This is a genomic window from Janthinobacterium sp. PSPC1-1 (genome assembly GCF_049897625.1).
Lineage (GTDB): Bacteria > Pseudomonadota > Gammaproteobacteria > Burkholderiales > Burkholderiaceae_D > Janthinobacterium > Janthinobacterium tructae.
In genome coordinates this window covers 41,892-54,624 of record NZ_JAFCWP010000004.1, presented here as the reverse complement: position 1 = coordinate 54,624, position 12,733 = coordinate 41,892, and the positions used below count along the sequence as shown (strand labels likewise).

The window sequence follows — 12,733 nt, the reverse complement described above, 5'->3', positions numbered from 1 at the left end:
GAATACGAGAAGGCCACGGTGATGTGCATTACCCAGCAACATTGCATGGCCCTATCTAAGCAGATCGAGCAATGACGACAAATGAAAATTCCACGCAAAAAAATTTCGCAGCTACATCCGGAAGTTACAATCCGTCTCACTGAAAGTGCAGGTTTTTCTTCCATAAATACATCAGACAACGCTCCCGATCATATATCTGCTGCGACGAGGAACTTCCATGCATCCTGACTTCAATGCCAAACCGGTGTACGTTACGCAGCCAGTGCTACCCGCACTTGCAGACTTTCTTCCCTATCTCGAACAAATCTGGGAAAACAAGATCCTGACAAATGGCGGGCCCTTCCACCAGCAACTGGAACAGGCTCTGTGCGACTATTTGGGAGTCAAACATATCAGCCTGTTTACCAACGGTACCCTGGCCTTGATTACAGCCTTGCAGTCGCTACGGATCACGGGCGAAGTCATCACGACACCGTATTCTTTCGTCGCTACGGCCCACTCGTTGCTATGGAATGGCATCAAACCGGTCTTTGTCGATATCGACCCAAAGACATTCAATCTCGATCCAGCCAAAATAGAAGCGGCTATTACGCCGCAAACAACGGCAATCATGCCCGTGCATTGCTACGGCCATCCTTGCGACGTCGAACGCATTCAGAAAATTGCGGATAATTATGGCCTGAAAGTCATCTATGACGCGGCCCACGCCTTCGGCGTAAAGCAAGCGGGTGGCAGCATCCTCAATGAAGGGGATCTGTCCGTGCTGAGCTTTCATGCCACCAAGGTATTCAATACCTTCGAGGGTGGTGCGATCATCTCACCAGATGCAAAATCCAAGCAGCGTATCGACCATTTGAAAAATTTTGGCTTTGTCGATGAAACTACCGTAGTCGCACCGGGCATTAATGGGAAAATGAGCGAAATCAATGCCGCCTTCGGCCTGTTACAACTCAAGAGCATCGATGCAAGCCTCGCACTGCGCAAGGAAATTGACGCCCGTTATCGCCGAAATCTGGCACATGTTCGGGGAATAGACTGCATCTCTCCCGCGCCAAACGTAATCACAAACCATGCCTATTTCCCGATACTTGTCAGGCCAGATTTCCCATTGAGCCGTGATCAGCTTTTCATGAAATTGCGCGAAAGCAATATTTACGCGCGCCGCTATTTCTATCCACTCATTAGCGATTTTCCCATGTATCGGGGTATGCCATCTGCAGCACCATCAAATCTGCCAGCCGCCCGCGTCGCAGCCGAACAAGTTATTTGCCTTCCACTATATCCCATGCTGGAAGATGCGCAAATCGACACCATCAGCGAGCTGATCGCACAACATGGGGCGCCAACGGCGCTGCTGCATAGCGTATGAGAGTTGCCATCATGCAGCCTTATTTTTTGCCCTACGTCGGCTACTTTCAGCTGATTGCTGCGGCGGACCTGTTCATTATCTACGACAATATCAAGTACACCAAAAAAGGCTGGATCAATCGCAATCGCATGCTACTCAACGGTAGCGATGCCACATTTAGCCTGCCCTTGAAGAATGCCTCCGACCATCTGCATATCAACGAACGCGAGCTTTCGCCCCATTTTGATGCAGAGAAATTACTGAATCAATTCAAGGAAGCATATCGGCGCGCCCCCAACTTGCAGATAGTCATGCCATTGCTGGAAACGATACTGCGCTACCCTGCCCCAAATCTATTTGAATTTTTGCTCCACAGCCTGACACAGTGCTGCCAGTACCTCGGGATTACGACACCGTTCAAGCGCTCTTCTGATATCGCCATTGATCACGAACTGCGGAGCCAGGAAAAGGTGTTGGCCTTATGCCGTGCAAATGCTGCGGATCACTACCTGAATGCCATTGGCGGCCAACAACTGTACCAGCGCACAGCTTTTCTGGAACAAGGCATCGAGCTGGAATTCATCCAGTCCCTGCTGGTGCCCTACCGCCAATTCGACGATGAATTTGTGCCATGGCTATCCATTATTGATGTACTGATGTTCAACTCCCCTGAAGCGCTGCGACTTGCAATCCACACTCAGCTTGAAGTTAATCCTGCATAGTGGTGACCTATGGTCGTATTGGTACAGCATACGTTTCGCAAAGCAATCAAGTCAGAAAGAAAAACATGACGCAGCAATATACTCATCAAAACTCCGGCAATCAATTGCTGATCTTTCCGGCTGGCACGCCGCGCGCGCTCGACTATCTGCAAAAGTGTCAGCGCGAAAATCGGCCAGTCATTGGCGCCTCCTCGCTTGCACATGACCCGTCACGCGCACATTATCCCGCCTGGCTCACGTTGCCCTATGTTACCGATAACGACTTTGATCAGGCACTTCACTCGGCTATCGCACTGCATGGCATCAATGAAATCTACACGTCGAACCCCGTTGTATGGGATCACCTGAACCACGTACTAGCACAGCTCGCCCCCGGCGTAAGGCTGGCCAATGAATCACCGGTCAAAATCGAACTCAGCGGGTATGCAAGCGCACGCCAGCATGCCAATGCATGGCTGGAAACTCCGTTGCCCCTTGCCAGCCGCGATGTGCCACGGCCCTGCATGTCAGAAATTGAGCTTGCTGCGCTTTTCCGCCATGCCGATACCATCCCTGGCATGTGTGACAACGAAAAGATGTTCGCCTTGTGTGAGATTGCTCGCCGGAGCACTATCGGCGATATCGTCGAAATAGGCAGTTGGTGGGGAAAGTCGGCCTTTTTGCTGGCACGCTTGGCGCTCTGCTATTGCATAGGCAAGCTGCTGTGTGTCGACCCTTGGTCAAACCAACACTTGATACAGCATGATGAAAAAGGATTGGTAGATCGCGTTTCGGCGCAACTGGATGCGGAACAGGCACTGGAGATCTTTGAAATGAACCTGCTGCCCTACAATCAGCAGCATATTAACTACCTGCGCATGCCATCAACCGAAGGCGCGCTGCACTATCAATCACGGCAAGCTATATATACAGCTTCATTTGGAACCACCATATATAAAGGCAATATTGCACTGTTACATATTGATGGAAATCACAGTTACGAAGCTGTCAAGGCCGACATACAATCATGGTGTCACTTTGTAAACGCCGGTGGATGGATCATCATTGACGATTATATTTGGCCCTATGGCGACGGGCCCCAACGTGCGGGTGATGAATTCTTGCGCGAGCACCATGCCTGTATAGGCACCGCCTTTGTCATGGGCAGTGCGCTGTTCATACAGCTAATTACTACGCTGGCATAAGCATCTTGCATACCGCTGGCCTTGCCAAGTAGAAGCAGGCAAGGCCACAAGACAGCATGCAAGACATCGCCGCCATAGCCTGTTTGAGGCATCAATCAAGTAGCGCTTTTTTAGTTACCCGCCTCGCACACGAGGAAAATGCTCGAACACAAATCCGGGTACTGCTGCCCCAACTTGTAACATCCCTCCATATATTCTGGCGTAACGATATCGGTCTGCAACAGCTTGTCCCATTGGAAATTCGCCAATGCCTTGAAAAACACCCCCGAACGGTGCAATACCTTCAATCCGGCAGCGACCGCGTCACGCTCCAAGGTATCGAGCGAATAGGTGCAGCGATGTCCATGCGCTTCCTCGGCAGGCGTCACCGCAGCATTGTGCGAAATCAAGCCCATCTTCACTGCGATCTGACGCGATGGCGCATTGGCATTCGGGCAGGCAAGAAACAAACGCCCCTCCTCCATCAGCCATTCGTCGTTAATGCGCTTGAGGACTGTAATGGGATCATCAAGATGTTCAAGGACATGGGTCAGGATGATATTATCATAACGTTTTGGCAATTCCACCGTTTCAAATGGCGCATGGAAATAGGAGACCATGCCCCCCAATTTGGCCCTGGCTTCCGCGATCGCGACCTCTGATGCCTCGACGCAGCTAACATCATCAAAAATGTCCATGAAGCGTCGTGTAAATTCACCTTTGTAACTGCCTAACTCAAGCAGACTACCCGGCCGAAAAAAGGGCTGAAACGAACGCAACATAAAGGGATGCATGACATCATAATCAAAGCCGTAAAAATAATTTCGGCCAGCATTATCAATAATTTCTCTATCAAAATCTCTGCTATTTTTCATATTTACATCCAATGCGATATCCATTATTACTGCGACCTTTCAACCCGCTGCACAGCCAGGTTTTCATCAAGAGACAAGCCTGGCGATTCCAAAACCAAATTTCCCGAATTCATTGCCGTTGTACAACATAAACATATCGCCACCACACTCAAACACATGCGGATAGCACATCATGTCAGCATCCCACTCCCCAACGCTCGTATCAATGCCTGCACTCGCATCATCGCGCGCCCACGTGGACATGTCCTGGGACCATGCATATCCAAGCCGATAAGCGTTTTCCGTATTGGTGCGAAAGTCAAATGCATCACGATAGCAAAAATACATATGATATTTTCCATCGTGGAAAAACACCGTGGGCAAGGCCTGGCATTCGTGCTCCAGAGATGCAGGAATAATTTCCCTGCCATCCCTCTGCCACTCTATGCCATCAGAAGACGACGCGTGCGCTATCTTGTAGAAGCGCTCGGGGACGCCGCCCGATTGAGGGCGACGCCACTCTCTGCCAAAAATATACCACATATGAAATTGTCCCTCGATATGATGGACAAACGGATCTCCCACCAAAAATGGCTCGTTATGCGTTGCAGACATTATGGGGCCACCTGCACCATGCTTGACAAAGGAAACACCCCCATCGCTACTCGTCGCCAAGCCAATCGCCATGTCAATGGATACCGAAGTTCGCCGGCTCCAGCCAGAGGTATAGGCAAGTATTTTCTGCCCGTGACGCATGACATTGAATGGAAAGATACCATGTTCGTCAAACTCGCCCAGTTCACCCAGAGCGATTACCTGTGCCTTTGACAAACCCAGAATCCGATCGAATCCCTTGTTAAAATCAACGTACTGGGGACAACTGACATATTTTCCGTTATCGGTTTTCTTTTGCGATGAGTAATAAATGCGCACAAAATCGTCAAACACAATCGCTTGCGGTGATTTGGCGAAAATAGTACATTCCTCGGCCAAGGCATGTTGCGTGGGATCAAATATTTTCCCTAGCTTTTCCCATTTCATTAACGTAACTCCCCCTGCAATTTCGCCAAACCAAAACCTGTCTTTCCTACGCCGTTACCGGCATACAACATATAAGTTTCACCATCAAGTTCGAATACGGTCGGATATGCAACCATCTCGGAATCCCACCCATCTTCTGATATATCGAGATCAACTCTCTCATCATCTCTTTCCCAATTCTTCAAGTCTGATGAACTGGCGTAGCCAATACGATACGACCTCTCCTTATTATTACGGAAGTCAAGGCCATGTCGGTAGCAATAAAACATGTGATAGCGACCATTAGCATAGATAATGTCAGGGCAGGCCTGCGCCTCATCGGCGCCAAGTTTGCTATCGATCAGGTCACAATTCATCTTGGTCCAGCAAATTCCATCTATCGATGTCGCCATCCGCAATTTATAGATGATTTCGGGCGTTCCGTCGCTGGCCCGGATCCATTTTCGCCCAGCAGTATAAGCCAGATACCATGTATCGCCATAACGGCGTAGCTTTGGCGACGTTACGGTAAACGGCTCATCAGAGGAATGCGACAAAACAGGTCCCGCACCATACTTCTCGAAAGACACCCCATCATCCTTGCTTCTCGCCATTCCCAGCGAAATATTGAAAGGCACGGACTCACAACGACTCCATCCACCATAAATAGCCACGATATCGCCCCCATCGCGCATCACTGATACTGGGTAAGTACCAAATTCATCGAATGAACCCAATCCACCCAGCGCAAGCAGGGGGTTTTTTGCAATATTGATAATTCTCTTCAAATTATTTCTATCTAAATCAACGAAAGCACAATAACTGACGAACTGTTTATTTACATCGGGCGCTGGCCTGCAGCAAAAAAAAACCCGAACATATTCTTCAAAAATAAGCACGTTAGGGGCTTGCGCGAAGTCTACCATCCAGTCAGGGCGACTATGTAACTGGGCAGGGTCGAAAACCAGGCCGAGCTTATCCCACTTTAAAGTCATGTTCCGCATTTCTCTCTTTTCTCGGCAGATAATTTAATTAATGCAACGGCTTCGACTAGCAAGTAATTTTCCGCCCTAAAAACTCTCCCGCCAAGTTCCCACGGGGTCTCACCATCCTTGATAGTTATGGTCTTCTGCAAAATAATGGCACCGCCATCAATGACCTCATTTACGTAATGCACAGTACAACCAGCCAATTTTTCATGGCCAGCCATAACGGCCTCCTGCACCTTCACGCCATACATGCCTTTTCCACCATATTTTGGCAGCAGTGACGGATGTGTATTGATCAATTTTCCGGTCCATTTTTCACAGATTGACTTCGGAATTATTGGCATAAATCCCGCCAAAATAATCAACTGTGTGTTGTATGGAATTGCACTATTGAAGTTCGCTGCAAATTTCACATCATCTTGCGCTGCACCCACATGAACATACGGTATGCCATGCGCAACGGCTCGCGCAATGGCACCACATTCGCGATCCACAATTAATAATACGATGTCGATACCCAATGCAAGGCTAGCATCAATAAGCGACTGAAAATTGCCACCTCCACCAGAGGCACAAACAACAACATTGAATTTACTGGACATGCATACCGTCCTTTGCCTGTCAACTTAGTCATCCCCAATGGATGCCTACAAGAATCACTTATACCGAAGCATGATTACCAGAATACCCTGGCTTCTCCCCCCACCAGGTGGCCATCCACGGCCTACGCAGGGCGAGCGCGCTGTCAAGCCGTAGTGGCCGCTCCCCCCGAACGCTCAAGCGAGAGACATGCCAAGCCCATTTCCATGCAGTAGAACCCATCTGCCGCACTGTCGTCAAGGTCGGCCGTGGCGATAATTTCCCCGTCCAATGCCCAATGTAAAACCACTCGGGTAAGACCGCCAATATCGCCCAGTCTCACGGCGGCGATATTGCAGCTATACTTGAAATTATGAAAATACAGTGAAACGTCTATCGTCGGCTAACCACACACTGACCGACAAGGTTGTCAAGCTACACCGTAGAAAATCGTCTATGCGGATAAAATTTGCCAAAAATACATTGATCGACGCGCAACATCAGCGATTCACACTGGCAGGCACAATTCTATGTGAAACACATAGAAGGTTTCTCGCATGCGACGCTAGTCGTAAACAGCGACGACCCTGCAAGTGCGATCTTTCCATAAAGCACTAATTGCAGTTAAAATCCTTGCTTGCAAACACCTTTCAGACCACCCATCCATGCGCGCAGCTGCCCCATCAACTTTGCCACTCTCCACATCCGCAAAACCAGATCCTTCCCAACAACAAGCAAGGACACAGGCGGAGAATGACAACTATCGTGCAGCACTTGCCGCATCTCCAGATGATGCAGCGCTACATTACAAATTAGCCAAAAATTTGTTTGTTTTAAATCATTACGAGGATGCTGCGGCAGCATTTGTCCGTGCCATCGAGCTGGCCCCAACTTCTGCCCTCCTGTGCGATTATGCTGAATTACTTGCGGCAACCCAGCGTCATGAACAGGCGATCCAAATGTACCAAGAGGCCTTGCAGCATGATGCGGGCAATACATCGGCATACAACAGCCTAGGCTTGTCCTTCCAGGCCACGGGACAGCTGGACAAGGCGCTCGATGCCTATCGACAGATGCTCGCACGCATGCCAGACAGCGCCATAGCACACAACAATATCGGTTCCGTGCTGCAGACCCAGGGCCAACTGGACGCGGCCCTAGAGAGCTTCCAGCATGCCTTGGTCACCGCTCCATACTTCCAGTTTGCCCATTTCAATGTGGGAACCTGCATGATGCGAATGGGGCGCCCCGAGGAAGCGCTGAAGAGCTTCGTTGAGACAATCAGGCTCGACCCAGGGTTTCATCTGGCGCATATCAACCTCAGCGCAATCCTGAGCAAACTGGGGCACCTGGAAGAATCGGTAGAAATGTGCCGGCGCGCACTGAAGATAAATCCTGACTGGGCTGACATGCATAGCAACCTGTTATTCTCGCTGAGTCATAGTGCACAGCTAGATACAGTATCTCTATTTGATGAACATCGGCTATTCGCCAAGCAATTTGAAACACCTCTGCGCGGCAGCTGGCCCAGCCATGACAAGGCGCGCGATCCCGAGCGCCGCTTGCGCATCGGCTTCGTCTCCGGCGACCTGAACAATCATGCGGTGGCCAACTTCATTGCTCCAGTACTAGAGCACCTGGTGCATGCCAATGGACTGGAACTGCTCATTTATTGCAACAACCTCCTTGACGACGCGGTGACCGTACAGCTACGTACCCTGGTGCGCGATTGGCATGATGTGCAGCAGCTGTCGGACAGTCAGTTGGCGCAGAAGATCATGGATGATGGCATCGACATTCTGATCGACCTGTCCGGCCACACTGGCTACAACCGTTTGCTGGCATTTGCGCGCAAACCGGCGCCATTGCAGGCCACGTGGATAGGTTACCCATTGACGACCGGCCTGGAAGCGATGGATTATTACCTCACGGACCGCTTCTTTTCCCCTCCAGGTTTGCTTGACGATCAATTTACGGAAAAAATGCTGCGGCTGCCGGCCACGGCACCGTTCATGCCATCGCCAGACGCACCGCCCATCAGCGTAGCGCCGGCCAGCTTGAATGGCCATATCACCTTTGGCAGTTTCAACCGCCCAAACAAACTAAGCGACGCTGTCATCGTGCGCTGGTCAAAATTGCTGCGGGCCTTGCCAGAGGCAAAAATGGTCCTTGCCGGCATGCCTAGTGAGCAAATTAGCAACGGCTTACGCGCCGCGTTTGTCAAGGAAGGTATTAACGCGGAGCGTCTGAGTTTTTATCCCCATACCAATACGCGCGATTATCTGGCCTTGCACAGCCTGGTTGATGTCTGCTTGGACACCTCGCCCTACGCGGGCGGCACCACTACCTTCCATGCGCTGTGGATGGGGGTGCCAACACTGACCATGACTGGACTGACCTTGCCCAGCAGGGTAGGCGCAACCATCCTCGAACAGGTGGGCTTGACTGAATTTATCGCCGCAAACGAAGACGATTTCTTGCAGAAAGGCATGGCCATCGCATGCAATACTGCAGCGCTGGCGACGCTGCGCGCCAGCATGCGCAAGCGCATGAACAATGCGCCCTCCGGGCAGCCGGCACTGATCGCGGCGGGGCTCGACGATGCCTTACGCAGCATGTGGAAGCGCTTGTGTGCCGGCCAGCCACCCGCCTCGTTCGATGCCGAGCCGGCCAACAGCTCGTTGCACCAGCGCGCCAGCAGCCTGCAGTCGCTGCACGATGTCAATGTGGACGCGGCCTTGTTGCTGGCCATAGAGCACCATCAATCAAGCCGCTACGCTGAAGCGGAAACGCTGTATCTGGCCATCATTCACAGCCAGCCGCAGCACGCTATCGCCAATCACAACATGGGCTTGCTGGCAATGCAACTGGGCTTTCAGGAAGAAGCTTTGCCCTATCTTTCTGCCGCGCATGATGCCGCACGGAAAGAAAACCAGTTTTGCATCTCCTACGCCAAGTGTTTGCTGCATGCCGGAAAGGCACAGCAGGCATTGGACATCATGACAACAGCTATCGCGCATGGCGGCAGCAATGCCGAATTGCAAGCGCTGCTCCTGCAGATCCAGGCAGGCATCGCCGCCAGCGCCTGCAATCCCACACAGGATGAGGCCAATCACATCGTCGCACTGTATCAGGCTGGCCAGCATGTAGAGCTGGAAGCGGCCGCGCACGCACTGGTGGCACGCTATCCGGATTCTGGTTTTGCCTGGAGCGTGCTGGGCACAGCACTGCAAGTACAGGGCAAGGACGCGCTCGACACCTTACAAACGGCAGTAGCACTGGCGCCGGATGATGCCCAGACGCAAAATAATCTGGGAAATGCTTGGCAAGGCATGGGGCAGCACGCGCGCGCCATCGACTTCTATATGAACGCGCTGGCACTCAATGCCGATTTTCCCGAGGCCTACTACAACCTAGGCAGCGCACAGGAAGCACTGGGGCTTGTGGCAAAGGCAGTAGAAAGCTATGACATGGCATTGGCGCGCAATCCAGGCTACACCATGGCACAAGAAAAACGCGACGCCTTGCTGCTTGCGCGGCCGGAAATTACCAGCATATTGAAAATAATTTAAAAAATTCTCATAAGCATTTAATTTATCCAGAGCAACGGTCGTCTTGTACTAGGGAGAGCGCAAATACTGCTGCTCCGCACCGTAACCACCTAACTGGAGCACCTTCATGCTGAGCCTTCACACCAATGCAGCGGCCTTGTCCGCACAAAATTCGATCTCCAAGACACAAAACTCGCTGTCGACGTCGATGACACGTCTGAGCACCGGTTTCCGTATCAACTCGGCAATGGATGACGCTGCAGGCCTGCAAATTGCAACCCGCCTGAAAGCACAAACCAGCGGCATGGCAATGGCAATGCGCAACACCCAGAACGCCACTTCGATGATCCAGACCGCCGACGGCGCATTGAACGAAACAGTCAACATCTTGGTTCGCATGAAAGATCTGGCAACGCAAGGCGCGGACGCTTCAGCAACCGATGCTGACAAAACCGCGATGCAAGCAGAATTCGATACGCTGACAGCTGAATTGAGCAATGTTCTGGGCAACACCTCGTTCGGTGGCGCAAAACTGTTGACGACCAAGGCAACTGCCGCTCAACAAACTAACGCTGTTACCGCCGCCGCTTCCGCAGCTACCGCAGCTACTGCCTCGACTACCGCACTGGGTTCGGCCAACACCAGCTACAACTCGGCATTGGCAGCAAATGCAACGTCGACTCCAGCTACCGTTTCCGCTCTGGCCCTGGCAGAAACCGCACTGATCGCAGCAAAAGCAACCGATGCAGCCGCCCAACTGGCAAAAACCACGACGGCAAGCTACTCCGCTGCTGCTGCTGCTTCGTCGGTCGACGGCAAAATGGCTGCCGCATTGAACTTCCAGATTGGTTCGTCGACCTCGGAAACCATGGGTCTGGACCTGTCCGGCCAATTGACCGCCATGCACTCGGCATTGGCCAGTGCCAGCGGTGAATACAACTCGTTCGGCGCACCTATCGCTGGTGGCGGCGCGGAACTTACCGCCGCTGGTGGTGCATCGAAAACCATCGACAAGCTGCAAGCAGCCATCGATGCAGTGGGTTCGGTACGCTCGGCACTGGGTGCGGCAGGTAACCGCCTGGACCACGTCGCCACCAACCTGGCCAACATCAGCACCAACACCCAGGCAGCGACCGGCCGCATCATGGACACCGACTTCGCGACCGAAAGCTCGAACATGACCGCTTCGCAAATGCTGCTGCAAGCTGGTACCGCCATGCTGAAACAAAGCAATAGCATGTCCTCGATGGTCATGTCCCTGCTGCAATAATAGTAAGCGCGTCCTGACCTGGCTCAGGTCAGGCCGACCAGAGCCAACTGCGCAAGCAGTTGGCTTTTTTTTATTCATCCCATGCGGGAGGAGCAGCAATGGCGATAGAGCGTGTGTCCGCAGGCAATCCCCTGCCCCTGATTACCCAGCGCTTCGACGTCAGCCCTGCTACGCCGATGACACCGGGCGTGGTGCAGCCGCTGGTGCCCATCGGGCCCTACATGGCGCCGGCGCCCGACGCCGGCACCCCGCCCGCGCAACTGGCGCAAAAAGGCCAGGATAGCCTGGCATCCCTGATCAAACCGAATGCCGATGGCACGGGTGGCGCCATGCCGCGCGACAGCAGCGCCATGCAGGTCAATCAACTGTTCTTCACGCGCCAGCTGGTCTGGCTACCGCCCGACGCGGCGCAGCTGGCCGCCTCGTGGCGCGTGATGGTCAAGACGTATGGCGAGCAATACGCCGCCCTGCAGGAACAGGCCCGCGGCCAGCATGTGCCGGGCAACCTGTTCATGGCCGAGCAGCAACCGGCCCTGCTGCGCGAAGGCGCCCGTCCACCGTTGACGGTCGACAGCGAAGCGTGGCGCTTTGCCGTGTATGGCTGGGGCGGCCAACGCCTGCTGCTGCGCGTACTGGCCAGCGACGAAGACGAAGAGGCAACACCGAGGCGGCGCGGCAAGGTGGCGCTGCGCGTCGAACTGCTGATTGCCGGCATCGGCCGGGTGGTGATCCAGATGGAACCATCCGGCGACGGCGTGCTGCTGGAACTGGCGGCCGACGAGGAAGCCGCGCTGCGCCACTTGCGCCTGGCCCTGCCCGAGATTGCCGCCGCCGTGCGGCGCGCGGGCCTGCGCGTGCTGCGCTGCCGCCTGAACCGCCAGTTGCACGCGCAGCGCGTGCATGGCAATTACCCGATGCAGGCGGGCGCCGCCTCGCTGTCGCTGCCCCTGTTCCGCGCCATGGCCGAAGTGGCGCTGCTGCTGACGCAGCCGGAAGCGGAAGTGGCAGCCGATCCCGAAGCGCCCGCAGCACACGCCGCCGAAGCCGAAGAGGAGCCCATCATCGTCTCGAAGGAAGTGGCGGCACCGCTCGGTTACGACTATGGCGATGAGGAAGAAGCGGCGCAAGGCCGCACCCTGCTGCTGCTGGCCGACGGCCAGGAGCACGAGCTGCTGCCACCCATCGACGAGCAGGATTGAAGCAACAGAATTGATACGGCAAGATTGATACAACATAA

The 12,733-nt window shown here is 53.3% G+C and carries 10 protein-coding genes; 6 read left to right on the top strand and 4 right to left on the bottom strand.

All coding sequences use genetic code 11. From position 1 onward, the window contains the following. Positions 1-217: 217 nt before the first annotated feature. From ACP7EG_RS14215 to ACP7EG_RS14205, 3 genes are all read left to right on the top strand, one after another. Positions 218-1,369 (top strand): DegT/DnrJ/EryC1/StrS family aminotransferase, encoded by a 1,152-nt coding sequence (locus tag ACP7EG_RS14215; RefSeq protein ID WP_426088108.1) that lies wholly within the window; start codon positions 218-220, stop codon positions 1,367-1,369. Next, positions 1,366-2,070, top strand: a complete 705-nt coding sequence (locus tag ACP7EG_RS14210) for a WbqC family protein (protein WP_426088107.1) — start codon at positions 1,366-1,368, stop codon at positions 2,068-2,070. The genes ACP7EG_RS14215 and ACP7EG_RS14210 overlap by 4 nt, the downstream gene beginning before the upstream one ends. Positions 2,071-2,135: 65 nt before the next feature. Then, entirely contained in the window at positions 2,136-3,254 is a 1,119-nt protein-coding gene (locus tag ACP7EG_RS14205) for a class I SAM-dependent methyltransferase (protein ID WP_426088106.1), read from the top strand. Positions 3,255-3,364: 110 nt separating this feature from the next. On the opposite strand, the gene ACP7EG_RS14200 is transcribed toward ACP7EG_RS14205, so the two are convergent. The 4 genes from ACP7EG_RS14200 to ACP7EG_RS14185 are packed head-to-tail and all read right to left on the bottom strand — an operon-like array spanning position 3,365 to position 6,698. After that, on the bottom strand, positions 3,365-4,132 hold the full coding sequence (locus ACP7EG_RS14200) for a class I SAM-dependent methyltransferase (RefSeq protein WP_426088105.1): 768 nt from the start codon (positions 4,130-4,132) through the stop codon (positions 3,365-3,367). 42 nt (positions 4,133-4,174) lie between these two features. Then, positions 4,175-5,128 (bottom strand): hypothetical protein, encoded by a 954-nt coding sequence (locus ACP7EG_RS14195; protein ID WP_426088104.1) that lies wholly within the window; start codon positions 5,126-5,128, stop codon positions 4,175-4,177. Further along, the gene (locus ACP7EG_RS14190) at positions 5,128-6,102 is read right to left on the bottom strand and encodes a hypothetical protein (protein WP_426088103.1); all 975 of its coding nucleotides are present in this window, start codon (positions 6,100-6,102) and stop codon (positions 5,128-5,130) included. The genes ACP7EG_RS14195 and ACP7EG_RS14190 overlap by 1 nt, the downstream gene beginning before the upstream one ends. Next, entirely contained in the window at positions 6,099-6,698 is a 600-nt protein-coding gene (locus tag ACP7EG_RS14185; protein ID WP_426088102.1) for a formyltransferase family protein, read from the bottom strand. The genes ACP7EG_RS14190 and ACP7EG_RS14185 overlap by 4 nt, the downstream gene beginning before the upstream one ends. A 642-nt stretch (positions 6,699-7,340) precedes the next feature. On the opposite strand from ACP7EG_RS14185, the gene ACP7EG_RS14180 reads away from it, so the two are divergent. The 3 genes from ACP7EG_RS14180 to ACP7EG_RS14170 all read left to right on the top strand — a co-directional run bounded on the left by ACP7EG_RS14180 (position 7,341) and on the right by ACP7EG_RS14170 (position 12,695). Beyond that, positions 7,341-10,247 (top strand): tetratricopeptide repeat protein, encoded by a 2,907-nt coding sequence (locus ACP7EG_RS14180; RefSeq protein ID WP_426088101.1) that lies wholly within the window; start codon positions 7,341-7,343, stop codon positions 10,245-10,247. A 106-nt stretch (positions 10,248-10,353) separates the two neighbouring features. Beyond that, positions 10,354-11,496: a flagellin gene (locus ACP7EG_RS14175; RefSeq protein ID WP_426088100.1), complete on the top strand. Its 1,143-nt coding sequence runs from the start codon at positions 10,354-10,356 to the stop codon at positions 11,494-11,496. A gap of 98 nt (positions 11,497-11,594) precedes the next feature. Beyond that, the gene (locus ACP7EG_RS14170; RefSeq protein ID WP_426088099.1) at positions 11,595-12,695 is read left to right on the top strand and encodes a hypothetical protein; all 1,101 of its coding nucleotides are present in this window, start codon (positions 11,595-11,597) and stop codon (positions 12,693-12,695) included. The last annotated feature ends 38 nt before the right edge of the window (positions 12,696-12,733 follow it).

What these genes read in the sequence shown, in the direction of transcription:
- ACP7EG_RS14215 (WP_426088108.1), top strand. Translation starts at nt 218, where the DNA reads ATGCATCCTGACTTCAATGCCAAACCGGTGTACGTTACGCAGCCAGTG.
- ACP7EG_RS14210 (WP_426088107.1), top strand. Translation starts at nt 1,366, where the DNA reads ATGAGAGTTGCCATCATGCAGCCTTATTTTTTGCCCTACGTCGGCTAC.
- ACP7EG_RS14205 (WP_426088106.1), top strand. Translation starts at nt 2,136, where the DNA reads ATGACGCAGCAATATACTCATCAAAACTCCGGCAATCAATTGCTGATC.
- ACP7EG_RS14200 (WP_426088105.1), bottom strand. Translation starts at nt 4,132, where the DNA reads ATGGATATCGCATTGGATGTAAATATGAAAAATAGCAGAGATTTTGAT.
- ACP7EG_RS14195 (WP_426088104.1), bottom strand. Translation starts at nt 5,128, where the DNA reads ATGAAATGGGAAAAGCTAGGGAAAATATTTGATCCCACGCAACATGCC.
- ACP7EG_RS14190 (WP_426088103.1), bottom strand. Translation starts at nt 6,102, where the DNA reads ATGACTTTAAAGTGGGATAAGCTCGGCCTGGTTTTCGACCCTGCCCAG.
- ACP7EG_RS14185 (WP_426088102.1), bottom strand. Translation starts at nt 6,698, where the DNA reads ATGTCCAGTAAATTCAATGTTGTTGTTTGTGCCTCTGGTGGAGGTGGC.
- ACP7EG_RS14180 (WP_426088101.1), top strand. Translation starts at nt 7,341, where the DNA reads ATGCGCGCAGCTGCCCCATCAACTTTGCCACTCTCCACATCCGCAAAA.
- ACP7EG_RS14175 (WP_426088100.1), top strand. Translation starts at nt 10,354, where the DNA reads ATGCTGAGCCTTCACACCAATGCAGCGGCCTTGTCCGCACAAAATTCG.
- ACP7EG_RS14170 (WP_426088099.1), top strand. Translation starts at nt 11,595, where the DNA reads ATGGCGATAGAGCGTGTGTCCGCAGGCAATCCCCTGCCCCTGATTACC.